Here is a 23,591-nt window from a genome sequence, read left to right on the forward strand (position 1 = left end):
CCCTGGCACGGCCCCATGCCGCAGCGCGTGTGCAGCTTCGCGTCGCGCCAGTTCGTGTACGCGGCCACCGCGCCGACGCTCACGTCCTCGCAGCGGCACATGAGCGTTTCCGGCGACGGCCGCGCGCACGCCGCTTCGCCGAGCTGGAACGCATCGGCGAGACGCGCGGCGAAGCGCCGCCAGCGTGCGCGCTCACGGTGCGCCGCCGCGACGCGACCATCGCCGATGCCGAGCGCCGCGTACGCCGCAAGCGCGCCTTCCGCGCGCGCCAGTTCCATCCCGCCGACGCCCGTGCACTCACCCGCCGCGAGCACCCCTTCGACCGACGTGCGCTGCCCGCCGTCGACTCGAATCGCGCCCGGCGCATCGATCTCGCAGCCTAGCGCCTGCGCGAGCGTGACGTTCGGCACGAGACCGAACCCGCACGCGACGCGGTCCGCCTCGACGATCCGCTCCCCCGCCGCCGAGCGGATCGTGACCGCCTCCACGCGCCCTCTGCCGTGCGCCTTCACGACGACGCTGCCGGTGCGATAACGCGACGGCCCGAGCGAAGCGGCAAGCGCAAGCGCCTGAGCGAGCTTCGCCGGCGTCGCGGCAAGCGACGCCCCGAATCGCAGCACCCGCGCGCGCGGCGCCTGCTCGACCACTTCGAGCACGTCGGCGCCGCACTGCTTCGCGCTCGCGGCCGCGGCGAGCAGCAGCGGGCCGCTGCCCGCAATCACGATGCGCTCGCCTTCCACCGGCATGCCGCCCTTGATCAGCGCCTGCAGGCCGCCCGCGCCGGTGACACCGGGGAGCGTCCAGCCGTCGAAGGGCAACATGCGCTCGCGCGCGCCGGTCGCGAGAATCAGCTGCGTATAGCCGATGACGGCGGGCGCGTCGCCCTGCTCCAGCAGCAGGCGCCGGCCGTCCAGTGCGGCAACGACCTTCGCGCCGCTGACAAGCGTGAAATTGGCGCGGCTGGCGGTATCGACGAGCCACTTTTGCAACGCGTCGCCGGGGGGATGCTGCGGCCCCTGACGCCAGATCTGCCCGCCGGGACGCGGATTGTCGTCGATCACCGCGACGCGCACGCCTTCGCACGTGGCCACCTGCGCCGCGCGCAAGCCCGCCGGGCCCGCACCGACGATCACGAGGTCATAGCTGTCGACGTTCATCGCGCGGTCTCGATCACGAGGCCCTCGCGACAGAGCGTCTGGCAGCCGAGCGTGTGCGCGCGGCCATCGACGCTCACGCGGCATTCGTAGCACACGCCCATTCCGCACAGCGCGTTGCGCGCCTCGCCGCTCACCGAGCGGCGCGTGGCCGCGCGCGCCTGCATCGCGAGCGCGGCGGTGACGGTCGTGAGCGCGGGAACGCTCACCGGCTCGCCGTCGATCGTCACGCAGACCATCTCAGCCATCGGCATGCTCCATCGAAAAGCGGGCGGGCGTGAAAGCGTCGCCCGAGAGCACGCAATCGAGCTTGAGGATTTGCGCTGCGAGCAGCTTCGCCGTGGCAAGCGACGTCGTCACGCCAAGCCCCTCGTGGCCGGCCGCCAGCCAGAGGCCGCCGCCGTTGTCGTCGCGATGCTCGTCGCTCGCGTGGGCCGCCGCGCCGATCAGCGGCAAACCGTCCGGCGACGCCGCGCGAAAGCCCGTCCACGCGCGGATCGCGTTGAGCGCTGGCAGGCCGGGCAGATAGCGCGCGGCGCGCGCGAGCATCGCGGCAAGCACGTCCATTTCGACGGCGGGGTCGAGCGTATCGAACTGACGCGACGAGCCGATCAGCAACTGCCCGGTCGGGCGCGGCTGCGCGTTGAAGGCGACGGACGTGCCCGTCGCGTGATGCGCGCTCTTGATGTAGCCCAGTTCGAGCAGCTGATGGCGGATCATCCCCGGGTAGCGGTCGGTGACGAGCAGATGGCCCTTCTTCGCTGCGAGCGGCACGCCCGGCAGCAGGTCGCGGGCCGCGAGGCCGTTCGCGACGACGACATGCGCCGCGGCGCGCTCGTCGCCGTTCGCGAGCGTCACGCCCCCGCGCCGGACCGCACGGACCGCGCACCCCGTCGACACGCGGATGCGCGCCGCGTGCGGCGAACGCGCGAGCAGCCATTGCGCGACGCCGGGCGCATAGACGATGCCGTCGTCCTCCACCAGCAGGCCGCCCTGCATCGCGTGGCTGAGCGCGGGTTCGCTCTCGCGAAGGGCGGCGGCGTCGAGCATGCGGGCGCGCACGCCATCTGACCGGAACGCGCCGCACATGTCGCGCGCGGCGGCGAGTTCGTCGTCGTCCTCCGCGACCCACAGCGTGCCGCAGCGCGCGAACGCATCGCTTGCGCGCAGCTGCGGCGCGAGTTCGAGCCAGAGTTCGCGCGAATAGCGGGCCAGCGCGAATTCCGCAGGCGAATCGTTCATCACGACGAGATGGCCCATGCCCGCCGCCGTCGTGCCGCCGCCGATGCCGCCGGCGTCGAGCACGTCCACCGTCAGCCCGTGCGCGGCCAGTTCCGCCGCGCAGGCCGCGCCGACGATCCCCGCCCCGACGACGATCGCGTCCGCGCTCATGCCGTGCGGATGCCCCACGCGAACGGATCGGCGTCGTCGAAGCAGAGGCGCCCTTCGCCCATGATGTGCGCGTGACCGGTGATCGTCGGGATCACTTCCAGGCGTTCGCCCGCTTCGGGCTCGCCATAGCTCGCCTCGAACACGCTGCCGATGATGCTCTCCTGCCGCCAGACCGCGCCCGGCGCGAGCATGCCGTCGGCGGCGAGGCACGCCACCTTGGCGCTCGTGCCGGTGCCGCACGGCGAGCGGTCGTAGGCGCTGCCCGGGCACAGCACGAAATTGCGGCTGTCGATGCCGGCGCGCGGCGAGTCGGCAAACAGCTCGATGTGGTCGATGTACGCGCCGTTCGCACCGGTGATGCCCTGCGCGTGCAGCGCGTCGCGGATCGCCACGGTGAACGCGGTCAGTTCCGCGATATTGGCCGGCACGAGTTCGCGCCCGTGGCCGGCGGCGAGGAAGAACCAGTTGCCGCCCCACGCCACATCGCCCGTCAGCGGACCGTGGCCCGGCACGTCGACGGTCACCGCGTGCACATGCCGCCACGCGGGCACGTTGCGCACGCTGACGCTGCCGTTCGCGTTGAGCGTCGCCTCGACGGCGCCCACCGGCGTCTCGATGCGGTGCCGCCCCGGCGCGAGCCTGCCCAGGTGCGCGAGCGACACGATGAGCCCGATCGTGCCGTGCCCGCACATGCCGAGATAGCCGACGTTGTTGAAGAAGATCACGCCCGCGGCGCTCGCCGGGTCGTCCGGTTCGCACAGCAGCGCGCCGACGATCACCTCCGAGCCGCGCGGCTCGGTCACGACGCCCGCGCGCCAGTCGTCGAAGCGCGTGCGAAAAACGTCGAGCCGTTGCGCGAGCGTGCCGCGCCCGAGGTCGGGCCCGCCCGACACGACGAGGCGGGTAGGCTCACCGCCCGTGTGCGAATCGATGATGTCGAGGGTTTTCATGCCGCTATCGTAAAAATGCGGCTGCGGGGCGTCTTGGCGGCGCTAGGCGGATTTGATGACGATTTCGGCACAGAGCGAAGGCGCACGGCACCTGTGCCGAAATCTGCACGCGACACGCGCGAAAGACGCAAGACGCGCCATTTCAGCGTGCTTAAACTTCGCTCCGGACATTCACTTCAGGAGAGCCGCCGTGGCGCATATCTGGGAAGGCGTACTGCCTGCCGTCACCACCAAGTTCAACGCGGATTTCAGCATAGACCGCGCGTGGACCAGGAAGAACATCGAGGCGCAGATCGACGCGGGCGTCGACGGCATCATCGTGTGCGGCTCGCTAGGCGAAGCGTCGACGCTGTCGCTCGACGAGAAGCTCGAGGTGCTCGATGTCGCGGTGGAGGCGTCGCGGGGCCGCGTGCCGGTGCTGCTGACGATCGCCGAGAACAGCACGCTCGACGGCTGCCGGCAGGCCGAGCGCGCCGCGCGGCACGGCGCGGCGGGCTATATGGTATTGCCGGGCCTGCGCTATCTCTCCGACCGCCGCGAGACGCTCAACCACTTTCGCATGGTCGCCGACGCGAGCCCGTTGCCGATCATGGTCTACAACAATCCGCTCGCGTACGGCGTCGACGTGACGCCGCAGATGTTCGCGGAACTGGCCGCCGACGCCAGGTTCGCGGCGATCAAGGAATCGTCCGGCGACGTGCGGCGCATCACCGATCTCATCAACGAAACCGGCGATCGCTACGCGCTCTTTTGCGGCGTCGACAACCTCGCGATGGAAGCGATACTGATGGGCGCGCACGGCTGGGTTGCGGGGCTCGTCTGCGCGTTTCCGAAGGAAACCGTCGCGATCTACAGGCTCCTTCAGGCGGGGCGCATCGAGGAAGCGCGCACGATCTATCGCTGGTTCGCGCCGCTCCTCGCGCTCGACGTGTCGCACAAGCTCGTGCAGAACATCAAGCTCGCGGAAGCGATCGTCGGGCTCGGCACCGAGCCGGTTCGCCCGCCGCGCCTGCCGCTCGACGGCGAGGAGCGCCGGCAGGTCGAGGCGCTGATCCGCCGCTCGATCGAAACGCGCCCGGAATTGCCCGCTATCTGACACGCAGGGCTGGGCGCGGGCGAAAAAAATGCCGTCTTGCGACGGCATTTTTCATTTCATTGCCGGGCGCGGGAACCGCGCGCCGGCTTTCCGGCTTTCCTGCCGTCATCAATAAAGATGCAGCAACCGGTAGCCGCTCTTGTACACCGGCTGCAACCGGAAGTGATTCTCCGGTTCTATCTCGAGCGCGAGGCGCAGGCGCGACACGTGGCTGTCGATCGTGCGGGTGGTCTCGCGGAATTCGCGGCCCCAGACCATCGCGAAAATGTGATCGCGCGACAGCACGCGGCCGACGTTCGAGAAAAACAGCAGCGCGAGCCGGAACTGCGTGCCGCTCAGCTGCACCGGCTTGCCGCGCACGGTGACCGACTGCTGGCGGGCGTCGAAGTGATAAGGGCCGACATCGAGCGTCGCGGACGCGTTCGACGGATACGCACGGCGCAGCAGCGCTTCGATACGCGCGCCAAGCTCCGCCGGACGCAGCGGATACACGAGGTAGTCGTCGGCACCGGCGGTCAGCGCGCGCACCACGTTGTGTTCGGCCCCGTCGGCGGTGGCGAACAGGACCGGCACGCGTTCGCCGAAGCTGGAACGGACCGATTTGAGCAGGTCGAGACCGCACAGTCCGGTGGAATGCCAGTCGAGCACGAGGAAATCGACGGTCGAACGTGACAGCGCTTTCGACAGCACGAGTCCGTCGCCGAACAGCAGGCAGTCATGGCCGAGCCGCTTGACGACATCGCCAATGAGCGCGCGGTGGGAGAAATCGGTTTGGAGTACGGCAACGCGCATGAAATCGGGTCCGGTGAGTCTGTGGGACACGGCGATGCGCCGAAGCGAAGATGCGGGACACATCGCCTGGGACCCGCGAAGGATCACGAGTCCGCCAAAACGCGCGATTCTGACGAAGCGCCGCGGCGGCGCCCATCAGACCAGTCCGATTGTTCGCCCATACGGGCAACCGAAAAGCCGGCGCCATGTTGTCCTGAAAATGCTGGCGACAAGCCTTCATCCTGTAATATCCGACGTTTGGCAAAAAGTTCCCGCTTCGGGCGTCCCACCAGGACCCCGGGGATGCAGACTGCGTCCGCGACTTCCCGTCGCGCCCCGCAGCCGCGGTTTTTGCGCTCATCCAGCACAGCCTTTCCGCCGCCGGGCCATGCCTCGTCCTACGCAACCCTTGCGTGGCTTTTCCATTTACCGGCTTTTTTCATCGATGCAAGCAACACCACTGGGCGGCGCCGTTCCCGCCGCGGGCCGTGCGCTGACGCGCGGCGACTACAAGACCCTGTCGCTCGCCGCGCTCGGCGGCGCGCTCGAGTTCTACGACTTCATCATCTTCGTGTTCTTCGCGCCGGTGATCGGTCAGCTGTTCTTCCCCGCGACGATCCCTGACTGGCTGCGCCAGCTGCAGACCTTCGGCATTTTCGCGGCGGGCTATCTCGCGCGGCCGCTCGGCGGCATCATCATGGCGCACTTCGGCGACCTGCTCGGACGCAAGCGCATGTTCACGCTGAGCGTGCTGCTGATGTCGGTGCCGACGCTGCTGATGGGCCTCCTGCCGACCTACGCCTCGATCGGCATCATGGCGCCGGTCCTGCTGCTCGTGTTCCGCGTGATGCAGGGCGCGGCGGTCGGCGGCGAGGTGCCGGGCGCGTGGGTGTTCGTCTCGGAACATGTGCCGGGTCGGCACGTCGGCTATGCCTGCGGCACGCTGACGGCGGGTCTCACAGCCGGCATCCTGCTCGGCTCGCTGATCGCGGCGGCGGTCAACCGGCACTTCGCGCCGGCCGAAGTCAGCGATTTCGCGTGGCGCATTCCGTTCCTGCTCGGCGGCGTGTTCGGCCTTTTCTCCGTGTACCTGCGCCGCTGGCTGCACGAAACGCCCGTCTTCGCCGAACTGCAGAAGCGCAAGTCGCTCGCCGCTGAAATCCCGCTGAAGGCCGTGTTGCGCGATCACGGGCGCGCGGTGATCGTGTCGATGCTGCTCACGTGGATGCTGTCGGCGGCGATCGTCGTCGTGATCCTGATGACCCCGACGCTCCTGCAAAAGCAGTTCCACATCGCGCCGGCGACCGCGCTGATCGCGAACTGCCTCGCGACGCTGTGTCTCACCATCGGATGCGTGCTGGCGGGCGCGATCGCGGGGCGGATCGGCGCGGGCAAGACGATTTTCGTCGGCGGCATCGCGCTCGCGATCTCGTACTACACGCTCTTCCAGCAACTCGCCGTCGATACGTCCGTCCTGCTGCCGTGGTACGCGTTCACGGGCTTCACGGTGGGCGTGATCGGCGCGATTCCGTTCGTGATGGTGCGGGCGTTTCCGGCCGCCGTGCGCTTTTCGGGCATCTCGTTCTCCTACAACGTCGCCTACGCGATTTTCGGCGGCCTCACGCCGATCGTCGTGTCGCTGATGATGAAGTCGAACCCGATGGCGCCCGCGCTCTATGTCGGCGCGCTGTGCGTGGTCGGCGCGGTGACGACACTCTTTATCAAGAAGGCGCCGCAAACCCGCTGAACGGGTTGCTTTGATCAGACGGAATGAACATGGCGTGCCGTCAAGGCACGCCATTTTTTTCGCGCAGCGACGTTTCACCACGGCGCGAAACATCGAACGCGCCGCGCGCCTGCGATGAAGGCCATGAACCCGAACCGAACCGCTTGCGCTCCTGCTTCCCGGGTGAGCCCGCGCCACCTGCTGATCGTTGCGAACTCGACGTGCCGATCGTGAATGCTGCCGTAATGCCTGCGGGAGGCGCCAACCCAGAGCGGGAACGACGGTTGCGCGCAGAAATCCGCGCACCTTCCGGTGCAACGCGCGGTCCGCGGGCCGCCCCAAGGAAAGCTGAGGAAAGCCATCATGTCGACACCGCACGATCCTGCCGCACAGCCGTTCGAACCCGACCCCGACAAGCTGCTCGATCCCGACGCGTCCCCGAATCCCGACGACCCGGACCTGCCCGACGGTCCCGATTCCGCCACGCCGCTCGTGCCCGCCGATCCTAAGAACGGCGAACCGCGCATGTGAGGTCCGTCGCGACTTGCGCGTCGAATGAAAAAATGCCCGCTTCGCGAGTCGCAAAGCGGGCATTCTTGCCGGCCGCCGGAACGGCGCGAGCGCTTAAAGGGTCGTCGTCTGCACCTCGCCCGTTTCGAGCGCGCGCTCGATGAGCGCTTCCTGCTGGGCCTTGCGCACGGCATCCGCGACGAAGCTCTCCGGCGCCTCCACTTCCGCCCTGATTGCGCCGATGATGCCCGACGCATCGACGATCACGAGCGACTCCGCCGAATCCGCGCGGCTGATGATCACGCGCTGCGGGCCGCCGCCTTCCGCGATGCTGGCGCAAAACTGCATCGGCTGGCCGGCGATGTTGTGCTCGAATGTCTGGATCATCGGTATGTTCCGCCTCTGGTGAATGGACCCGGGATCGACCCGGTAACGAGTACGTGCGGAATACGCGAGGTACGCGTGCCGCGAACGGGTGCCCCGCTCGCCTAGTTTCATTGATCTTCGGCCGGGCCGTAGGTTCAAACTTTGTAAGCGTCGTGGCCGCCGCGAAAACGTTTGGCTAGGTCTTCGCGAGCGCGCGCAACGCATCGGCGGTGGCTGCGTCGGCGGGAAAAAATGCCTCGATCGCGAGTTCCGAAAGCGTGATATCGACCGGTGTGCCGAACACCGTCGTCGTGCTGAAGAACGACAGCACGCCCGCTGGCGTGCGCAGCTGAAACGGCACGACCACCGCATCGGCTTCACCGTGCGATACCGACACTGCACCGTCGGGCGCCGGATACGCCTCGAGTTCGGTGAAGAGCGCGGCAAGTGTCGCATCGCCCGAGACTTCGGCCTGCCGCTTCACGCGCGCAAGCAGATGCGCGCGCCACTCGTGCCAGTTGACGATCGCCGGCGCGAGCCCCTTCGGATGCAGCGAAAGACGCAGCACGTTCACCGGCCCCGCGAGCAGCGACGGATCGGCAAGCGCGACGAGCGGCGCGATCGCGGCGTTGGCGGCAACCATCGTCCAGTGCCGATCGACGGCGAGCGCCGGATATGGCTCGTGCCCCTTCAGCACCAGCTCCACAGCGCGGCGCGCGGCCGACAGCTGCGGATCGGCGAGGCGGCGCTCGCGATAAAGCGGCGCGTAGCCCGCCGCGACGAGCAGCGTATTGCGCTCGCGCAACGGCACGTCGAGCTGCTCGGCCAGCCGCATCAGCATCTCCCGGCTCGGCACCGAGCGGCCCGATTCGACGAAGCTCAGATGGCGCGTCGATACGTCGGCCTCGCCCGCAAGGTCGAGCTGGCTCATTCTTCTTCGCTGCCGCCATTCGCGCAGCAATGCGCCGACGGGCGCGAGCGGCGCGGCGTGTGAAAGGGTCGGGCTCATGCCGCCGATCATAGTCGAAGCGCGCGCCCGCTTTCCATTACCTCGCAGGTAATGCTGTAAAAACGCCATTTTTCGCAATCGAATCAAACGGTTATGCGCGTTTTGGCGCCCCTGTTTGGGTGCCATAAATGCACAATGCTGCACTAGCAAAATCAAAGACTTACAACGCCATTCCAGACGCTTAGTTTTTGAGCAAACGCGGACTTGCGTTAGAATCCGTCCGACGAAAGTAACAAGCGGAAAGACTTCGAGAGAGACGGTAAAAATGACGAAGACGCGGCTGGACGGACTTCAGAGCCTGAGAGGAATTGCGGCGCTCGCGGTGCTGGTCCAACACATCAACTTCTACGTGTGCTCAGCCAAGCAGGTGGACTATCACCACTCCTTGCCTATCGATCTCGGTAGCATTGGCGTGGAAATCTTCTTCGTGATTTCGGGCTTCGTCATGGCAGGCTGCATGTCCCAGGGGAAGGCGTTCATCTGGAACCGCGCGCTGCGTATCTATCCGGGGTTCTGGCTCGCGATCGTCGTTTCATTTTGTCTGGTCGGCTGGTGGTTCCCGATCTGGAAATTCGACTGGTTCTCGACGTCGCTCCTGCCGACGACGAGCCTCAACGCTAGTTACATGATCCCCTACTGGACGCTAGTCTATGAGATGGCGTTCTATCTGGTCACATACGCGATTGTTCTGATGGGCGCGCGGCACGCGACGAGCGTCTGCCTGATGTGGCTGATGGCGATTCTGCTGGTCAGTCAGTACGTGGACATCGACGTCGCGCAGCCGGGCGCGATGGTGTTATTCTCGAAGGTCGATGTGTTCTTCATCGCTGGGATGCTCGCCGCGTTGAACCGAGATGTTCTGCTTCGGTTGCCGCTGCTGCCGGCCGCTCTGGGCGCGATGTTCCTGTGGGTCGTCGGCGATGCGTTCGGGCGCATCTCAATGATGGCGCACGACATGACTCTCGCCGCGTCGTTCGCGCTGCTCGTCGTGCTGTGCGCGCCGCGGTTGAGCATCAAGCCGCTCGTCTGGTTCGGCGATATGTCGTTTGGCGTCTATCTGGTGCACGTGCCGTTTGCCATGCTGGCGATCCACGTCGTGACGGGCGCGCACCCGGAGATCGGACTGGGCCCGCTATGGGCGATCACGTTCGCGGCAGCTTTCGTCGGGGCAATGGCTTTCGGGATGGTCGAGCACCGGATGTATCTGGTGCTGAAGAAGGCGGCACGAGTGCGCCGCCATGCTGCCGTTATCGAACCCGTCGCGCGCGGATAAAACCGTTCACGGTCGACGTGCCACCAGTGAATGTCGACTGCGCCACGCAAAAGGTCGTCGTCGGGCTCGCGAGACTTACACGCACGGTCGGGGCGATCATGACTTGCGCGGCCCCGGACGGGAAGCTGCTGGCAAACTGCACGAACCCGCCGATATTCGGACCCGGCAGCGTGGCCGATGCCGTGGTGACGCCCGCCGCGATGATTGAAGGTATCGTCCCTACAGCCGGGACGAACGTCACCACACACGACACATCCCAATCGCCGGCCGGTAGATTCGTGATACTCGTTGCGTTCGCCGCCGTCGCGCTAGTTAGCGAAGTGCCGGCGGTCGAGTTCGTCTGATACTCCCCCCAACTCCCCGCGGTCGCGTTGTTGTTCGTCGTGGTGCCCGCGATGCCGGCTGTCGAGACGGGCGTTATAGCGCCGGTCGCCATCGTGAGGCCGCCGGTGATTCCCACCCCGCCGGTTGTCACCGTTACCGAAGTGAAGCGCCCGGTGCTGGCTGCACTAGCACCGATAGCCGTGTTATCGATCGTACCGCCGCCGATAGTCGCTGACGGCGTGCTGATCGATGAAAATGCCCCGGTGCTCGACGAGACGGAGCCGATCGGACCGGGCGACGAAAACGTGGCGCCTCCCAGGGTGATAGCGTTGATGGTGGCGTTGCAGCCGAATCCAGATCCGGCGGTGTAGTTCAGAGCCGAAGAAGCGCCCAAGCAGTTCGGAACCGAAACGGCGCCCGGGACCGCGGCCGCGCCGGTCGAGTTGCCGAGCACCGTGTTACCAGCGATGGGGGCGAGGGTTGATACTCCCCACGCCGGCGCCGTCGTCGGTCCGGTCGAGACGATCGACTGCCCTGCTGTCGAACCGGCCGGGTTGAGCAACTGGATCGGGTTCAGCGTGGCGCCGAAAGACAGCGCGGAGAATAGCGCGAGCGCGCCGGCGATGATCTTCTTCATTTTGCAGCTACCCCTTTTGTCTTTTCGAAGGTGCGAAGCGTCCCGAGGCCGAGAAGGCCGAACAGAAGCGGCATCATTTCGGATAGGTCGGCGGGCGAGATGTTGACCGGATGGCCGGCGAAGATGAGCGCGAACTTCGCGACCGGGAGGCCGATCCAGTTCCACGCGCAGCCGGCGCCACACACCCACCCGATGAACGGGCGCCATCCCGAGACGAAGACGCTCGCGTTCGACGCTTCGGTCTTGTTGATCTCCATCTGCCCGGTGATCTGCGCGAGCTCGCCGGTCTGCTGAAGCTTGAAGAATTCGAGCTTTGCCTGTGCGGCTTGCGCGGGATCGGGCCATACGCGGTCGATGACCTGACCGACGACGTTCGTTATTGCGGTGACTGGATCGAATGCAGCCATGTCATTGCCCCTTACGCATCATGTCGGCAAGACGGATTGCCCTGCCCTTCACCTGAGACGCCCACGCGGAATTGAGCATCCCGCGGGCTGCGTCGTCGTATTTGCCCTGGCGCATGGCGCCCAGCGTGTTTCTGAACCCGAGCAGCTTCGTGATTCCGAGGTTGAACCCCATGTTGGCAAGCACGCGCTGACGGACGTCGTTCAGATCGACCCACCACGGAAGGTTGCGGTCGAGATCTTCAAACACGTTCCGAATGTCATCGGTCAGGAGGACGTCGACCTGTTCGTCTGTCAGCGGATACGACCACCCGGCAGGCAGCGGAATCGCTTGCAGGTTGTGCCCGACGCCAACCGTCAGAATTCCCTTCGTATCCTTGTACGGTTTGTACTCGACGCCCTCGTCGCGCCGTAGCTCGGCGATCAGAAGGCGCAGATTGTCGTCAGTCATTTCCCTTGCGCCCCTTGTTCTTGATGAGGTAGAACGCCTGCAAAACGATGTAGGCGATCGTGAACAACGCCACATACCAATTGATGTCGTGGCTCGTGAACCAGAGCCAATAATTCGCCCCCAATGGAGGCACCGCCTTTGCGACACTCGATGCGACGTCGTTCATTTCCATTCCCCGAAGAAAGCGGCCTCTTTGGGCCGCTATGTGTTACACAATGGCGCCGATCTGCGACGTGTCTTGAGGCTGTGCACGAAACGCAGCCTGTTCCGCAGCGGCGGCTTCACGCACCGCGGCCGTCAGCGGGCTCGGTTCGCGCTGCTGTTCCGCGGGCGCAGCAGCCTTCTGCTTTTGCTCAAGCATCTGAAGCGTTTCGAGCGCGCCATACAAACCGAAGAGCTTGTTTTCTTCGTCGTCACGAGCTTTCGAAAGGTCGAATAGCTTGGCCTTCGATTGCGCGATTTGCGTGTTGATGTATTCGATGTCTTTGTTCATGGTTAGCCTGCGATCCACACGCCGGTTGATAGGTTGAGGTGAACTGCGCGAGTCGACGGGCTCGACCAGATTTCGAGGAAGCCGGACGTCGGGTTGAACTGCATGAAACCGAAGTTGCCGAAGCCAAGACGCTGATCGCGCATATGGATCGCGCATTGATTCGCGCCAGATCCGTACGCGGCATTGATCTGAGCGCCCACGTCGAGCCCGATGCCGCCGGGGGTAATCCCGGTCCCGTCCGTCGAGGCGCCGTACTTGAAATTGATGAGCGTCGGCGGCTGCGCCTGGATGTCGATCCCGATGTGATCGATCGAGAACGTCTTCATGTAGATGCCGACGTGCCACTGATTGGCGATGCTGCCGCTTGCGATGCCGTGCGCGAACGAGTTCTTGTTCTGCCCGAACGAGATGTTCCACATGCCGGCAGAGAACGGCGCGGTCGTCGGGAACGCGTCGTTGTAGGCGTAATCGGCATTAGTGAAGTTGAACGTGTCGACCTCAATCGCCGTCATCGTGACATTCGGCGACTGCCCTAAGACCTCCGAATAAAGGCCCCAAACCGCGCCCTTCGTGATTCCGTGAGCCGACGCAGCCAAGGCGACAGACTGAGCGGTGCCCGTCGTCGACTGGTCCTCAAGGTAGAAGTAGCCGCCATACAGCCAGCCGGTTCCGCCCGGCAGCCGCTTGTGCGTCACGTAGAGCGACGAGATCAGGTGCGCTGGATCGTCACCGACAACAGACTTGTCCACGCGCTGGATGTACGCCGTCGACGTCACGCCGTCAGTCGTCGGGTTGGCGTTCGTGCCGTGCCAGATGCTGAGGCGTTTCCCGACATTCGGCGTCGAGTTGAACCCCATCGTTGCGGCTTGATACGGAATCGTTCCAGTCCCGAGCAGTTCAACCTCTTGCGCGAAGTTCCATGCGATCGTCCCGAGCCCGGCCGTAACCGTGCTGTTCACGACGGACGAGGCAGGGACGAAGATTTCCCACGTCTCGCCAGCAGGAACGGCATTCGATGCCGCCTGGAACGCCAACGAATCGTCCGTCACGCCATCGCAGCGCGCGCCGAAGTCACGAATGCTGCGCACGTCATTGACGCGGTTGAATAGATGGGAGCCGGTCGCGATCGAGGCGTCCGTTACCGCGCCATCGCTCGGGGTCACGACGAGTCGAGATGCCCCGCCGCGGACATAAACCTTTTCCACGCCGACAGGAATCGGAGAGGTGAAGGACAAGCCATGCCCGATCAGATCGTACTGATCCGGTCCCTGATACGACGCATCGAAGAAGACCTCGATGTTGTTGACCGAGTTGTACAGGTTCGCCAGCGTCAAAGCGAGCGAAACGCCGGGCGTGAAGTCCGCGCCAGCAACAAAGATTTCCGTCGCCGGGCTGATAGCCAACAACGCGATTTCTTCCTGCGTGATGTACCGATCGTCCAAGACGGATATCGGCAGCGCGCGCGTTACGCCATTTGCGTTCTGCCAAATCGGCAGCTTATCGCCCGAGCTTACGGACGACGTTACGCACAAATCCCCGATGGTCGACATCTCTTATCCTTGAACGATTGGCTCTGCGATCGAGCCGTACTTGCCGGCGATCAGATCGGCGTGGATCTCGCGGCCGTACGGCATGCAATCCTTGTCCGACGCGTTGAACTTGACCGGTTCATCGCCGAGCGACGGAAACACAATGTCGACCGTGACCATCGAGTGCGCCGCGTCGGTCCATACCGGATTTGCGATCGAGTGATATTCCATTTATGCAGTCCTCACCCAGAGAAATACGGCGTTCGCGCCAGTGCCGGGGGAAACCCACGTGCCAGGAAGAACGGGATTGGGGGCGATGTTGTTACCGAGCGCAACGGCACCGATGCCGTTAGCCAATTGGTTGGCCGCGATGAAGCTCTGATACGTGGCAGTCGTGAGAGCCAACGAGCCATTTACAAGAAGAGGTGCGTTCGGCAAAGCGTACGTGTCGCCAACCGAGTCCCACAGAATCGAACGAGTACCGATGTTGTTCAACTCGACTACGGAATTCATCGCAATCAGGTTGTGCGTCGCCTTGATGTCGCCGGTCGCTTGAATGCCATCCGTCGTTACCAGACCGCCAGTCGTCGTGATGGTCGCTCGGCCCGTCTCAACGGAGTTGTCTGCATTGACGACGCGGATCACAATGCCGCCGGTACTAATACCCCTGTTGTTCGTTATAAATGCAGACCCATCGCCGGCGGCGTTCCAGCCAATCCATAACCCCTGCGTTGACGGGTTGCTATTACCCGTCACCTTCACCCAATTCGCGTTCACATCCTGCAAATTGAGGTGATACCGGCCCCCGTCATTTCCGACTACGACGAACGGGAAGTTTTCCGGCGACGTGTTGTCAGTAGGAACGTACGTGTACATTCCTACGTCCGTCATCCAGACTTGGTTCGTCGAGTTCTTGTCGCGCGCACGAAGCTCGGCCGCATTCGCGACGCTCTGCACGCTGCTCGACCCGATCGCCATGACGATAGGGTCCGTCTCGTTCAGCGACGCGTAGACGAGCCGCCTCGCAGCGTCAAGGATCGTGATCGAATAGGGGATTTCAACAAACAGATGGATCAGCGAACCCGCAGCCGTTGCGTGGCCGTGCGTGGTCCTGATCGGCTGAGCGACAACGACGCTACCGGCGATGTCGGACGTGACGACAGCCGGGTATGCGACGGGATCGAGCCCGGCTTGACCGATATAGATGAACCCGGATTCGAGGGGTGACCCGTAGAGATCCGTGAAGAAAGGAAGCGCACGCGCCTCGCTTGTGGCTGCCATAGCATTCTCCCAAAGGTAAGCGGAGCGCCCCGAAGGGCGCCCGGAATACGTTGCTTACGTTTGGTTGAAGAGCATGATCCCGCACATCTCGGGATTCGTGACACTTACGCCGTAAAAAGCGTCGACGCGATACAGCGACTTGTAGTTCTCGATGTGGGCCTGCTTCGCCATCACGATCTCGATACCCTGGTCGGTCGTACCGCGCATCACGGCCATGCCCTGGTCGGACGGAACTGCCAGACGGCCCGGCAGGATTTCGACCGATTCCTTCTTCCAGAAGCAATTCACGCCGGTCGTGACCGTGTTGAGCCACGTGATCGCAGCGCCCGCAGCCGGCGTCGCGGTACAGTTCTTGTACGCGAGTTCCGCATCGGTTGCGCCCTGACCCGAGATGATCGCCGGGGTGATCGTGATCGTGCCCGTGCCACCTGCGCCCGAGACGATGCCGACGACGCGGAAGGTCTTGAGTTGGCCGGTGTCGATCTTCGTGATCGGATGGACGTTGTTCACGCCCGCGATCGTGAAGGCGTCGCCTACCTTGACCGTGCCGGACGTGACCGTGATCGCGAGAGCTTGCAGGCGGTTGTCGACGTTCGACTGAAGCGGGCCGGTCGGGCTCGCTGCGAGCGCCTTCGGCGTGGTGAACTGGTTTGCACCGTTGACCGTGACCGTCACGCCGGCCGCAGCCGTCAGACGCGCGAGGTAGTCTGCCTTCAGCACGCGCTCGAAGCCTGCCACTTGACGGCCAACCGTTGCCATTTCGTAGGCGTTGGCAGCCTTCTGGCCTTCCACGACGTACGCACGCGAAGCCAAGTTGCCGGCCATTGCGTTGTAGTCGCGCGAACCGAAGACCGAGTAGCGGCCGTCGTAGTCGATGCCCTGCTCGTTCATCAGCGAATCAGCTTGTGCCAGATCGTCGAAGCCGGTCGCGGCGACCGTGCGCTTCACGACCAGCGAGCCGAGCGTCGAAACAGCGTTCACCACATCGACGTTGATGTCCGACGCGATTTTCTGCTTCGCAGCCGTGCCGAGGCGGTTTTCTTGCAGCGCGTCGCGCAGTTCGGTTGCGTCCATCACCCACGGCGAGCTGCGGATCGTGTCGATCGCGGCCGGGATGGTCAACTGCGTCTTGCCGACGAAGTTTGCGGTCTGGTCGAGGCCCGAGAACGAACGGGCGATGTACGGCATCGGGCGGCGGATGATGTCGCCGGCACGAGCCATCATGGTCTGATCGTTCGAGAATACGGTGACGGCCTTCGACATGACCAACTGGTCATTGAAGCCTTCGAGGAGGTTTTCGAACGCGATGCGCTCTTCTTTCGAGAACGAGTTTGCGGTCGACAAAAAGGGGGCTGCCGGGGGGTTGGCCATTTCTGTAGTCCTAAAAAAATGAATGAGAAAGCGTTGGGGATTTCCCCAAGGATTTCGCAGTCAGCAGGACTAACGGGCAGAGCCACGCCGATGGAGCTGAATACGTTGAAACCGCCGCTCGCGTCAGAAAAGGATTTGTCTCAGTCCTGACGCGCACAAGCTTGCTAGCACTATATTACTTTTAAAGCTAGATGGCAATACTAACTAAGCGTGGCATGCATAACGTTCGTGGTGTTTTTCGCGCACCAGACGATGCACAAGGTGCGTGCATTTGTCGACGTTGATCTTTTTATAACCGTACTGATCCGTACTTCCGCCCGTAACCGTCCCGGCTCGCACCGATCCGACCGCAACGTTCCGCGTAAGCAGCCCCGTCTCCGGGTCGTAGGCAAACAACTCCTTGAGCCGGGCATGGCTCAGGAGTTTAGCTTTCGTATCCGTCATTTTTGCGCCATTTGCTTCTTGTACGCGACAACGCGCGAATAGTCACCGGTGCGCTCTGCTTCCGCGCGGAGCTTGTCGAGTTGGTTGCTCGATGCGCTGAAGCCTGAGCCACGCTCGGCAGTGATGCGCGGTTCCGGCGCCGGCCGGCTGGTTTTCTTCGTCGACAAGTGGACCTCCATCTTCGCGATTGCCGCGGTGAACTTGACCGGATCGGTGATCTTCGCCAGATCCATCAACCGCGCGGGGGATTTCGAGAGCGCATAGACCAGAACGGCCGGGTCATCCGCGCCGCGCATCAGCAGCCCGGCTTGCGTCTGGTTCAGGATCGCACCGACCTCCGCTTCTGCTTCGTCGAAGTCGTCGACGCCGAGCGATTTCTTGCGGTCGGCGTAGGACTTCTTGAAGTTCTCGACTTCTTCCAGTTCCTTGCGCTGTGCGTCGACCTTCCGCTGATCTTCCGCATCGGCCGCCGCTTTCCGCTGCATCCAGGCGTCGTACGCCTCACCGAACGCGGCTTCGTCGTAGTCGAACTGATCGAGCGTCGGCTTCGGCCCGAGCGTCGGGACCGGTGGCGGCAGCTTGGACTGCAACTCCTCCACCTTGCGCTGAAGCTCGCGCTTCTCGCGCATCACCTCTTTGTGGCTCTTACGCAACTCCGCCACCCACTTGGGCGCCGGTTGGCCCTTCAGCGACGGGGGCTCGCCTTCGGGTTGCTCGGCGCCCTCTGCGGGTTCTTGCTCTTGGGACTCCTGATCTTCGTCCTCAAACAAAACGGGAGCCGCGATTTCGGCGGGCTGTTCCTGCTCAAGTTCGGGCTGCTGCGCTTCGAGTTCTTGTTCCATTCACTCACCTGTAGGTGGAAAGATGCAATTCGTCAAGTATACGATAAAAATATCTTGTGATGCGCGTATTGTATGCCTATCATGACCACATGAAACGTATTAGCCTCTTCTTTCCCGAGCCGATGCTTAAATGGCTTGTGGAATATGCCGAGAAGCACGACCTATCCTTTGCGGAGGTAGTTCGCGACATGTTGCGCAAGCAAATCGAGATCGAGAAGGAGAAAGAAAAGGAATGATGTCCGCACTCAGTCACGCGTTTGTCATCGGCGTGCTCATCGGCCTAGCGATCATGCTGGTGCGCCTCGGGCTTATCCAGGCGGTCGCGGAGATCGTCATCCGCATGCTCGCCTTCCCGTTCGAACTGGCCGGCGACATCAGGCGCAACGGTGCGTCCGTGCTCAAGGCTATCTTCGGATGGAGCGTCGCTATCGGCGCCCTCGTCCTGTTCGTTACTGCTTTCAAAATCTCCTTCTGATGCGAAATTTCCGCGTAATCAAAGACGGTATGGACGTCGGCGCCCTTGGGCTGGCGATCTCGATGAACCCGGACCTATGGACGGCCGACACGTTCCTGCGGAACTACCCACAGGGACCGTTCGGCGATACCGATACGATCATGCTCCGCTTCCCGGAGATCCAGACCGGGATGAGCGAGGACGAAATCGAGCTATACAAGCAGAACCAGCTCGCCGGATACGACCAGCACGAGTCGATCGCGTACCCGGCATGGTCGAAGCTGACGCAGGCGCATGCGTTCGTGTTCGATCTGGCGCGGTTCGTCGAGGCGACGCGGATCGGGCGCGTGATGGTGAACCGGATTCGCCCGGGCGGCCGGATCTTCCGCCACGCCGACACGGCAGAGCACGTGCGTTATTGGCGCAGATTTCACTTGGTCATTCAAGGCCAGCCGGGCGCGGTGATCTACTGCGGCGAGGAAAAGGACGGCAGCAAGGACGAGACAATCCAGATGCTGACTGGAAGATTGTTCTGGTTCCGGAATGAACTGGACCATGAAGTCCGCAACGAGTCATCCGTGGACAGAATCTCTATGGTGATGGATTTCCACGTATGACAGAGACAGAACTGATCGCGCTTCTGCACTACGACCATGAAACGGGGGTTGTTTCACGGAGAGTGCCGGCCATCGGCGGTCGTCCTCGTACAAAGACAGAGCCGACGCACAGCAAAGGCTATCTGACGATTCGCGTGTGCGGAAAACTCTACCTATCACATCGTCTCGCGTGGCTTTGCGCCTATGGGCGATGGCCCTCTTCGGTGATAGACCATATCAACGGAGATCGGGCCGACAACCGGCTTGCGAATCTTCGAGAAGCCACGCTGTGCGAAAACCAATGGAATTCTAAAGTTCGTGCTCACAACGCGACCGGGGTAAAAGGCGTCCAGATTAAAACTGTCGGCGCATATACCCGGTACGTTGCGATCATTCGAGCGAATGGAAAGAAGGAGCACCTAGGCTCATTCAAGAGCCTAGACGAGGCGGCCCAGGCCGTCCAGAAGCGCCGCATGGAATTGCATGAAGACTTTGCCCGTCACGCTTAAGTGCGGTTCCAGTGTGTCACCGTAGGCACTATTCGCACGCTTGCTGCCATGTGGGCGTTGTGGCGCTTGCGCTCCGACACGTTCTTAAACTGAGCCATCGCCACGGCCGTATAGCGGAAGCTGTCGGCCGCGTGCGAGTGCTCGTCATGCTTCGGATGCCCCGACTTGTTGCGGGAGTATCGTCGCAGGTGTTCAAGTAGCTCGGTGCAGCCGTCCGATATGAACGCCTGCTTCAGAGCCGCGCGCGCCATCTTGATGCCCGGCTCTACACCGATGTCAGGCGTCGTCTCAACCTGCCATCCGTAGGACTCCATCATCGCCTTGCTCGTGAGTTTCGTCTGAATCGAGCGCGCGTTCCCGTCGTGTGGGAACCACACCACGGCGTCTTTGTATCCATTGCCCTTCAGCCAGTCGCTGTAATCCTTCAGGTCGTTATTGTTGTCCTCGTGAAAGTCGAGCACACGTAGGCCGCTGATATCCGCCTGCGCGATCGTGATCGACGTCATATCGTTGATGCCGAGGTCGAACACAGCGTGGATGCCTAGCGCCGGATCAGCCGAAAGCGGCCGGATGCGGTTTCCCGTCACCAGCGCGTGCATTTCCTTGCGGTAGATAGCGCCGGCGACTGCGGACTTCGGGATGCCTTCCCAGATGTGATCATAGTCGTCCGGGTCATCCGCTTGCGAGCGCAGGCGTTCAGCCTCAAGCGCTGCATTCCAGAACGGGTTTCTGTCCCAATTGACTTGGATGATTCGGGCGTTAGCTGGGCGCTTCTCGATGAACGTCGTGTAGACCGGATCGGTGTCCATCTCCGGGTTCATGCTGAACCAGATCTCTGACGTATCCTTTCGGATTGTCGGCAGGAAAAGCTTCAGTGAAGCAGCGGAGATCGCCTGCGCTTCCTCGCCCCAGGCTATATCGATGTCGTTCATCGACTTGATCGACGTCGACGTTTCGTCGCTCAGACCGCGGAAAATGAACTTGCTGCCATTCCGCCCGACGATTTCCTTCTTCTTGTTCGGGATGTCGAAGAAGTCTTGGAGCCCGCAATCGATCATGCGCTGCTCGATGATCGCCTTGACGGATTCGTCGATCGACTCCTGAATTTCACGGAAGCATAGGATACGCAGCGGTTCCGATGCAGCCCGAATCACCAGTGCCGTCGCGCACGCCATCGACTTACCAGAGCCGCGCCCACCGTGAAAGATGGTATAGCGCGGACCCTGTGTCAGAAGGCATTCAGCCCATTCCGGAAGCGATACCTCGCTCATCTACCGACAGCCGGGTGATTGGTGACATGTACCGGCGCCTGGGCTGCGGCCGGCGCGTTGCCCGCGGTCAACTGCTGCGCGGACGGATCGACCTGTTGCACGCCGTGGAGCGCGTTGACGCCCGGAGACGGCGCCGCATTCCCGCTTGCGATCGCAGCGTCAACCTTGCCATCCATCGGACCTTGCGGCGTGCTCACCTGGCTGGCCTGCGCGTTCACTTGGTCCTTGATGTTCTGAAGCATCGCCATGATGGTCGACAACTGGCTTGCGTTCGTGTCGGAGATCGCCTGCGCTGCCTTCGCCTGGTTGAGTTCGGCGGCCGACAGACTCTGCACGGCCGATGCTTCGCTCTTGGTCGCGTTCGCCTGCGACTCTCGGGCCTGCGCCAGCAGCGCGACCGTCTGAGCGTCAGGCGGCGCATTGGCGGCCTGTTGCTGCTCGGCTTGCAGTTCCTGCGCTTCCTCGTCGGTCGGCTTCGTCACGCCAGCCTTCACGAGCTGCATACGGGCGAACTTCGCCAGATCGTCCATCCCCTCGCCGTCCAGATTCCGGACCAGCGTCGCCACCATCAGCTGTTGCATCTGCGGATCAGCGATGCCCGGCAGAATCTTGGCGATAGCGTTCACCGTCGAATCTTTCCGGCTGTTGAACGCAGGCCCGACATCCACGAAAACGTCCAGACCGGGCGTGAAACATTTCGCGATGGTCGGCGCGCCGGATTCGTCGATCGCCGGTACGTTGATAGTCGTCGTCTCGGGCGAACCGTCCTCGCCATTCGCTGCAAACTTCCGGTTGTCCTCGGTGTAGACATCGCACGCCATCGACAGATAAATCTTGCCGCAGCGTTGCATCGCGCGAGACATGTTGTCGACGAAGATGTAGACCTGCATGTCTTGGTGCGCCTGAACGCGGCTCACCAGAGCGTCCGACGTGTTCGACGTCACCTGACCGGCCGCCAGATCGCCACCCGTCACATCGAGCATGTCGGCCGCGGTGATCTGCACCAGACCGGCGAGCGCGGGCGGAACGTCCGGCTGCTTGATGGCTCCGACCGGGCCGCTGACCGTGGACGAGCCGTCCGAGCCAGTGATCGGGTTGACGAGCAGATACGGGTTGTTCGCGACGAGATCGTTCGCCCATGCGAGTTCGTGCCCGGCGACCTGTTCCGGCAGGAAGATCGGTTTCTCGCGCGGCGTGAACGCGGTAATGTCGGCCAGCGTCGAAATCTGCATGTTATACAGGCGCTGCGAGTCCTTCGCCAGCCGCACAGCACCTTGAAAGCGCTCGATACCGTCGATCACCTGACGGATGCCATAGACGACGACAATCGGGATCTCCGAGCCGGCGATATAGCCGCAGTCCTTCAGCACGCCGCAGCCGTCGAGGAAGTACTTGCGCACGCGCTTACAGTTGCGCTTACCCTCGCGGACCTTTGCGTAGCCGACCGAAGCCCAATGCTCCTCTTCCTCGGCTGCTTCCTCTCGTTCCTCGGCATCCAGCCCTGAATAGACCTTCTCTTCGAGCCCGGAATGCGGTTCGCGCCACACGGAATACTTCTCGACCTTCTGCTCAACCTCGTAATACTCGCCGATGTAGACCGAATCGTTCGTGAACCAGTCGAACTGTTTCAGCGAGCGAACTTCCTTGAAGCTGCTCGGGCGTTCGGCCAACGTCACGGCATCGCCCAGGTATTCCGTCGTGTACGTGTCCCACGAGATCGGGTTCAGCACCGTGCACCACTTCGCATCGGACTTGTCCGGCTTGCGGCTGTCCGAGTCGAAAAAGACGCTGATATCCGCATCGGGGATCGGCTCGAAGCAGATCCGCTGCGGCGTGTCGTCGTCCAGATCGGTTTCTGCGCGGTGATCGTAGTCGTTCGTCAGGCGCCATGCACCAATACCGCCCGCCACGGCTTCTTCGAACGCTGCCACGTAGACGTCTTGGGCGCCGCTGTACTGCTCGTCGGACCGGTAGACGATCCGGAGCGCGTCGAGATCATCCTGGCGCTTGTCGTCGTCGCTCGACCGGAAGTTGACCGTCATCGCATTGGCGCGATACTCGGAAACGATCCGACGCACGGCTTTCTGCACCTTGTTGACGACGAAGCGCGGCCGGTTGTTGAACTGTGCGCCGAGGCCGCCTTCCCACTGCGCACCGTCTACAAAGGCAAAGCGCCGGTCTTCGAGCGACGCCAGCCGAATTTGCTGCTGCGGCGCGTACGCACGATCGAACCGGGCCGTTGCGCGGTCCCAAACCTTGCCGAGTCGTTCTTCTTTGGTCAGAGCCATTTGCAAAATTTCCGTTCGATGGGTTCGAAGCCCCGACGCTCGAAGAGAGCCCCCGCGGGGTACGCAAGCTTTTCGCCAGCCATGAAGCACTTCACGCCGCGCCGCTTCAGTTCCTGCTCGGCCGCCTCAAACAATTGCAAGCCGATCATTGCGCCGCGGCGGTCGGGCGAGCAATAAAAAATGTCGCCGGCAGCTTCCATGCAGTCCGTGTAGTGGATGCTCGGGCGCACAAACGCGACAAAATAGGCGACGATCTGGCCGTCCAAGCGGCCAATCATCATCATGAGTTGGTCCATGTCCTGCATAGCCCGGTACAGCGCGACGTTCGGCTTCAGGTCGTACCCTTGCAGCTTGTGCAGGCTGATCTCGTCGTAATGCTGGTGGAGCAGCGGCAGCAATTCGTCGTAGACATCCTGGAACCGCTCGACAGTGAAAACGGGCTTGGTCATG

General features: G+C 63.2%; 29 protein-coding genes. 8 read left to right on the plus strand and 21 right to left on the minus strand.

From position 1 onward, the window contains the following. The 4 genes from BG61_RS29610 to BG61_RS29625 form a co-directional block, all read right to left on the minus strand. Window positions 1–1,157 (minus strand): FAD-dependent oxidoreductase (locus tag BG61_RS29610; RefSeq protein ID WP_035942505.1); only part of this gene is annotated, 1,157 nt, incomplete at its 3' end. Next, entirely contained in the window at window positions 1,154–1,402 is a 249-nt protein-coding gene (locus BG61_RS29615) for a 2Fe-2S iron-sulfur cluster-binding protein (RefSeq protein ID WP_035931372.1), read from the minus strand. The genes BG61_RS29610 and BG61_RS29615, both read right to left, overlap by 4 nt. Continuing rightward, the gene (locus tag BG61_RS29620) at window positions 1,395–2,546 is read right to left on the minus strand and encodes an NAD(P)/FAD-dependent oxidoreductase (protein ID WP_035931592.1); all 1,152 of its coding nucleotides are present in this window, start codon (window positions 2,544–2,546) and stop codon (window positions 1,395–1,397) included. Before BG61_RS29620 ends, BG61_RS29615 begins: the two co-directional genes overlap by 8 nt. Further along, window positions 2,543–3,496 (minus strand): 4-hydroxyproline epimerase, encoded by a 954-nt coding sequence (locus BG61_RS29625; protein ID WP_035931374.1) that lies wholly within the window; start codon window positions 3,494–3,496, stop codon window positions 2,543–2,545. Before BG61_RS29625 ends, BG61_RS29620 begins: the two co-directional genes overlap by 4 nt. 190 nt (window positions 3,497–3,686) lie before the next feature. Between BG61_RS29625 and BG61_RS29630 the strand changes: the two genes are divergently transcribed. Continuing rightward, entirely contained in the window at window positions 3,687–4,592 is a 906-nt protein-coding gene (locus BG61_RS29630; protein ID WP_035931376.1) for a dihydrodipicolinate synthase family protein, read from the plus strand. 108 nt (window positions 4,593–4,700) lie between these two features. Here BG61_RS29630 and BG61_RS29635 read toward each other — a convergent pair whose 3' ends face one another. Then, window positions 4,701–5,384, minus strand: coding sequence for a response regulator transcription factor (locus tag BG61_RS29635; RefSeq protein WP_035931378.1), 684 nt, complete (start codon window positions 5,382–5,384; stop codon window positions 4,701–4,703). Window positions 5,385–5,808: 424 nt separating this feature from the next. Here BG61_RS29635 and BG61_RS29640 point away from each other — a divergent pair, with 424 nt between their 5' ends. Together BG61_RS29640 and BG61_RS42970 are read left to right on the plus strand one after the other, a co-directional pair. After that, a complete protein-coding gene (locus BG61_RS29640; RefSeq protein WP_035931380.1) occupies window positions 5,809–7,110 on the plus strand; it encodes an MFS transporter in 1,302 nt (433 codons plus the stop codon). Window positions 7,111–7,452: 342 nt separating this feature from the next. Next, on the plus strand, window positions 7,453–7,620 hold the full coding sequence (locus BG61_RS42970) for a hypothetical protein (protein ID WP_161783710.1): 168 nt from the start codon (window positions 7,453–7,455) through the stop codon (window positions 7,618–7,620). Window positions 7,621–7,713: 93 nt separating this feature from the next. Here BG61_RS42970 and BG61_RS29645 read toward each other — a convergent pair whose 3' ends face one another. Both BG61_RS29645 and BG61_RS29650 read right to left on the minus strand, forming a co-directional pair. Continuing rightward, window positions 7,714–7,986: a hypothetical protein gene (locus BG61_RS29645; RefSeq protein WP_035931383.1), complete on the minus strand. Its 273-nt coding sequence runs from the start codon at window positions 7,984–7,986 to the stop codon at window positions 7,714–7,716. Between the two features lie 175 nt (window positions 7,987–8,161). After that, window positions 8,162–8,974 (minus strand): helix-turn-helix domain-containing protein, encoded by an 813-nt coding sequence (locus tag BG61_RS29650; RefSeq protein ID WP_035931596.1) that lies wholly within the window; start codon window positions 8,972–8,974, stop codon window positions 8,162–8,164. A gap of 265 nt (window positions 8,975–9,239) precedes the next feature. On the opposite strand from BG61_RS29650, the gene BG61_RS29655 reads away from it, so the two are divergent. Then, window positions 9,240–10,247 carry an acyltransferase family protein gene (locus BG61_RS29655; RefSeq protein WP_035931385.1) on the plus strand — a complete coding sequence of 336 codons (1,008 nt, stop codon included), beginning with the start codon at window positions 9,240–9,242 and terminating at the stop codon, window positions 10,245–10,247. Here BG61_RS29655 and BG61_RS29660 read toward each other — a convergent pair. The 11 genes from BG61_RS29660 to BG61_RS29705 all read right to left on the minus strand — a co-directional run bounded on the left by BG61_RS29660 (window position 10,222) and on the right by BG61_RS29705 (window position 18,023). After that, window positions 10,222–11,208 (minus strand): hypothetical protein, encoded by a 987-nt coding sequence (locus BG61_RS29660; RefSeq protein ID WP_035931386.1) that lies wholly within the window; start codon window positions 11,206–11,208, stop codon window positions 10,222–10,224. The genes BG61_RS29655 and BG61_RS29660 overlap by 26 nt on opposite strands. Beyond that, complete coding sequence (locus BG61_RS29665; protein WP_035931387.1) at window positions 11,205–11,615, minus strand: holin family protein; 411 nt, start codon at window positions 11,613–11,615, stop codon at window positions 11,205–11,207. Before BG61_RS29665 ends, BG61_RS29660 begins: the two co-directional genes overlap by 4 nt. 1 nt (window position 11,616) lies before the next feature. Then, window positions 11,617–12,063, minus strand: coding sequence for a glycoside hydrolase family protein (locus tag BG61_RS29670; RefSeq protein ID WP_035931388.1), 447 nt, complete (start codon window positions 12,061–12,063; stop codon window positions 11,617–11,619). Beyond that, the gene (locus tag BG61_RS43390) at window positions 12,056–12,229 is read right to left on the minus strand and encodes a hypothetical protein (protein WP_169743325.1); all 174 of its coding nucleotides are present in this window, start codon (window positions 12,227–12,229) and stop codon (window positions 12,056–12,058) included. Before BG61_RS43390 ends, BG61_RS29670 begins: the two co-directional genes overlap by 8 nt. A 42-nt stretch (window positions 12,230–12,271) precedes the next feature. Next, window positions 12,272–12,556, minus strand: a complete 285-nt coding sequence (locus BG61_RS29675) for a hypothetical protein (protein ID WP_035931390.1) — start codon at window positions 12,554–12,556, stop codon at window positions 12,272–12,274. A 2-nt stretch (window positions 12,557–12,558) separates the two neighbouring features. Continuing rightward, complete coding sequence (locus BG61_RS29680; protein WP_152565248.1) at window positions 12,559–13,998, minus strand: hypothetical protein; 1,440 nt, start codon at window positions 13,996–13,998, stop codon at window positions 12,559–12,561. A gap of 111 nt (window positions 13,999–14,109) precedes the next feature. Beyond that, window positions 14,110–14,316: a hypothetical protein gene (locus BG61_RS29685; RefSeq protein ID WP_035931393.1), complete on the minus strand. Its 207-nt coding sequence runs from the start codon at window positions 14,314–14,316 to the stop codon at window positions 14,110–14,112. After that, window positions 14,317–15,366 (minus strand): hypothetical protein, encoded by a 1,050-nt coding sequence (locus BG61_RS29690; protein WP_035931395.1) that lies wholly within the window; start codon window positions 15,364–15,366, stop codon window positions 14,317–14,319. 54 nt (window positions 15,367–15,420) lie between these two features. Beyond that, window positions 15,421–16,737 (minus strand): P22 phage major capsid protein family protein, encoded by a 1,317-nt coding sequence (locus BG61_RS29695; RefSeq protein ID WP_051672863.1) that lies wholly within the window; start codon window positions 16,735–16,737, stop codon window positions 15,421–15,423. Between the two features lie 204 nt (window positions 16,738–16,941). Then, a complete protein-coding gene (locus BG61_RS29700; RefSeq protein ID WP_051672864.1) occupies window positions 16,942–17,181 on the minus strand; it encodes a hypothetical protein in 240 nt (79 codons plus the stop codon). Further along, window positions 17,178–18,023, minus strand: a complete 846-nt coding sequence (locus BG61_RS29705; RefSeq protein WP_035931396.1) for a hypothetical protein — start codon at window positions 18,021–18,023, stop codon at window positions 17,178–17,180. Before BG61_RS29705 ends, BG61_RS29700 begins: the two co-directional genes overlap by 4 nt. Window positions 18,024–18,112: 89 nt before the next feature. Here BG61_RS29705 and BG61_RS42975 point away from each other — a divergent pair, with 89 nt between their 5' ends. From BG61_RS42975 to BG61_RS40470, 4 genes are read left to right on the plus strand one after another with little or no spacing between them, the layout of a single operon-like run. Beyond that, entirely contained in the window at window positions 18,113–18,259 is a 147-nt protein-coding gene (locus BG61_RS42975) for a hypothetical protein (RefSeq protein WP_161783711.1), read from the plus strand. Then, a complete protein-coding gene (locus BG61_RS29710; RefSeq protein ID WP_035931397.1) occupies window positions 18,256–18,498 on the plus strand; it encodes a hypothetical protein in 243 nt (80 codons plus the stop codon). The genes BG61_RS42975 and BG61_RS29710 overlap by 4 nt, the downstream gene beginning before the upstream one ends. 29 nt (window positions 18,499–18,527) lie before the next feature. Next, window positions 18,528–19,094: an aspartyl/asparaginyl beta-hydroxylase domain-containing protein gene (locus BG61_RS29715; protein WP_232256151.1), complete on the plus strand. Its 567-nt coding sequence runs from the start codon at window positions 18,528–18,530 to the stop codon at window positions 19,092–19,094. After that, entirely contained in the window at window positions 19,091–19,582 is a 492-nt protein-coding gene (locus tag BG61_RS40470; protein ID WP_075584249.1) for an HNH endonuclease, read from the plus strand. The genes BG61_RS29715 and BG61_RS40470 overlap by 4 nt, the downstream gene beginning before the upstream one ends. On the opposite strand, the gene BG61_RS29725 is transcribed toward BG61_RS40470, so the two are convergent. The 3 genes from BG61_RS29725 to BG61_RS29735 are packed head-to-tail and all read right to left on the minus strand — an operon-like array spanning window position 19,579 to window position 23,590. Further along, window positions 19,579–20,853 (minus strand): PBSX family phage terminase large subunit, encoded by a 1,275-nt coding sequence (locus tag BG61_RS29725; protein WP_075584250.1) that lies wholly within the window; start codon window positions 20,851–20,853, stop codon window positions 19,579–19,581. The two genes, BG61_RS40470 and BG61_RS29725, sit on opposite strands and share 4 nt — an antisense overlap. Then, window positions 20,850–23,141 carry a portal protein gene (locus BG61_RS29730; RefSeq protein WP_051672866.1) on the minus strand — a complete coding sequence of 764 codons (2,292 nt, stop codon included), beginning with the start codon at window positions 23,139–23,141 and terminating at the stop codon, window positions 20,850–20,852. The genes BG61_RS29725 and BG61_RS29730 overlap by 4 nt, the downstream gene beginning before the upstream one ends. Next, window positions 23,132–23,590 carry a GNAT family N-acetyltransferase gene (locus BG61_RS29735; RefSeq protein WP_035931400.1) on the minus strand — a complete coding sequence of 153 codons (459 nt, stop codon included), beginning with the start codon at window positions 23,588–23,590 and terminating at the stop codon, window positions 23,132–23,134. Before BG61_RS29735 ends, BG61_RS29730 begins: the two co-directional genes overlap by 10 nt. Window position 23,591 lies beyond the last annotated feature (1 nt).

The sequence above is a fragment of the Caballeronia glathei genome (assembly GCF_000698595.1).
Taxonomy (GTDB): Bacteria; Pseudomonadota; Gammaproteobacteria; order Burkholderiales; family Burkholderiaceae; genus Caballeronia; species Caballeronia glathei.

Excerpts from the sequence above, each read along its gene's own strand:
- BG61_RS29735 (WP_035931400.1), bottom strand. The coding sequence starts at position 23,590 with ATGACCAAGCCCGTTTTCACTGTCGAGCGGTTCCAGGATGTCTACGAC.
- BG61_RS29695 (WP_051672863.1), bottom strand. The coding sequence starts at position 16,737 with ATGGCCAACCCCCCGGCAGCCCCCTTTTTGTCGACCGCAAACTCGTTC.
- BG61_RS29665 (WP_035931387.1), bottom strand. The coding sequence starts at position 11,615 with ATGGCTGCATTCGATCCAGTCACCGCAATAACGAACGTCGTCGGTCAG.
- BG61_RS29675 (WP_035931390.1), bottom strand. The coding sequence starts at position 12,556 with ATGAACAAAGACATCGAATACATCAACACGCAAATCGCGCAATCGAAG.
- BG61_RS29685 (WP_035931393.1), bottom strand. The coding sequence starts at position 14,316 with ATGGAATATCACTCGATCGCAAATCCGGTATGGACCGACGCGGCGCAC.
- BG61_RS42970 (WP_161783710.1), top strand. The coding sequence starts at position 7,453 with ATGTCGACACCGCACGATCCTGCCGCACAGCCGTTCGAACCCGACCCC.
- BG61_RS29640 (WP_035931380.1), top strand. The coding sequence starts at position 5,809 with ATGCAAGCAACACCACTGGGCGGCGCCGTTCCCGCCGCGGGCCGTGCG.
- BG61_RS42975 (WP_161783711.1), top strand. The coding sequence starts at position 18,113 with ATGAAACGTATTAGCCTCTTCTTTCCCGAGCCGATGCTTAAATGGCTT.
- BG61_RS29715 (WP_232256151.1), top strand. The coding sequence starts at position 18,528 with ATGGACGTCGGCGCCCTTGGGCTGGCGATCTCGATGAACCCGGACCTA.
- BG61_RS29660 (WP_035931386.1), bottom strand. The coding sequence starts at position 11,208 with ATGAAGAAGATCATCGCCGGCGCGCTCGCGCTATTCTCCGCGCTGTCT.
- BG61_RS29620 (WP_035931592.1), bottom strand. The coding sequence starts at position 2,546 with ATGAGCGCGGACGCGATCGTCGTCGGGGCGGGGATCGTCGGCGCGGCC.
- BG61_RS29670 (WP_035931388.1), bottom strand. The coding sequence starts at position 12,063 with ATGACTGACGACAATCTGCGCCTTCTGATCGCCGAGCTACGGCGCGAC.
- BG61_RS29625 (WP_035931374.1), bottom strand. The coding sequence starts at position 3,496 with ATGAAAACCCTCGACATCATCGATTCGCACACGGGCGGTGAGCCTACC.
- BG61_RS29710 (WP_035931397.1), top strand. The coding sequence starts at position 18,256 with ATGATGTCCGCACTCAGTCACGCGTTTGTCATCGGCGTGCTCATCGGC.
- BG61_RS43390 (WP_169743325.1), bottom strand. The coding sequence starts at position 12,229 with ATGAACGACGTCGCATCGAGTGTCGCAAAGGCGGTGCCTCCATTGGGG.
- BG61_RS29730 (WP_051672866.1), bottom strand. The coding sequence starts at position 23,141 with ATGGCTCTGACCAAAGAAGAACGACTCGGCAAGGTTTGGGACCGCGCA.
- BG61_RS40470 (WP_075584249.1), top strand. The coding sequence starts at position 19,091 with ATGACAGAGACAGAACTGATCGCGCTTCTGCACTACGACCATGAAACG.
- BG61_RS29650 (WP_035931596.1), bottom strand. The coding sequence starts at position 8,974 with ATGAGCCCGACCCTTTCACACGCCGCGCCGCTCGCGCCCGTCGGCGCA.
- BG61_RS29635 (WP_035931378.1), bottom strand. The coding sequence starts at position 5,384 with ATGCGCGTTGCCGTACTCCAAACCGATTTCTCCCACCGCGCGCTCATT.
- BG61_RS29615 (WP_035931372.1), bottom strand. The coding sequence starts at position 1,402 with ATGGCTGAGATGGTCTGCGTGACGATCGACGGCGAGCCGGTGAGCGTT.
- BG61_RS29700 (WP_051672864.1), bottom strand. The coding sequence starts at position 17,181 with ATGACGGATACGAAAGCTAAACTCCTGAGCCATGCCCGGCTCAAGGAG.
- BG61_RS29705 (WP_035931396.1), bottom strand. The coding sequence starts at position 18,023 with ATGGAACAAGAACTCGAAGCGCAGCAGCCCGAACTTGAGCAGGAACAG.
- BG61_RS29725 (WP_075584250.1), bottom strand. The coding sequence starts at position 20,853 with ATGAGCGAGGTATCGCTTCCGGAATGGGCTGAATGCCTTCTGACACAG.
- BG61_RS29655 (WP_035931385.1), top strand. The coding sequence starts at position 9,240 with ATGACGAAGACGCGGCTGGACGGACTTCAGAGCCTGAGAGGAATTGCG.
- BG61_RS29645 (WP_035931383.1), bottom strand. The coding sequence starts at position 7,986 with ATGATCCAGACATTCGAGCACAACATCGCCGGCCAGCCGATGCAGTTT.
- BG61_RS29690 (WP_035931395.1), bottom strand. The coding sequence starts at position 15,366 with ATGGCAGCCACAAGCGAGGCGCGTGCGCTTCCTTTCTTCACGGATCTC.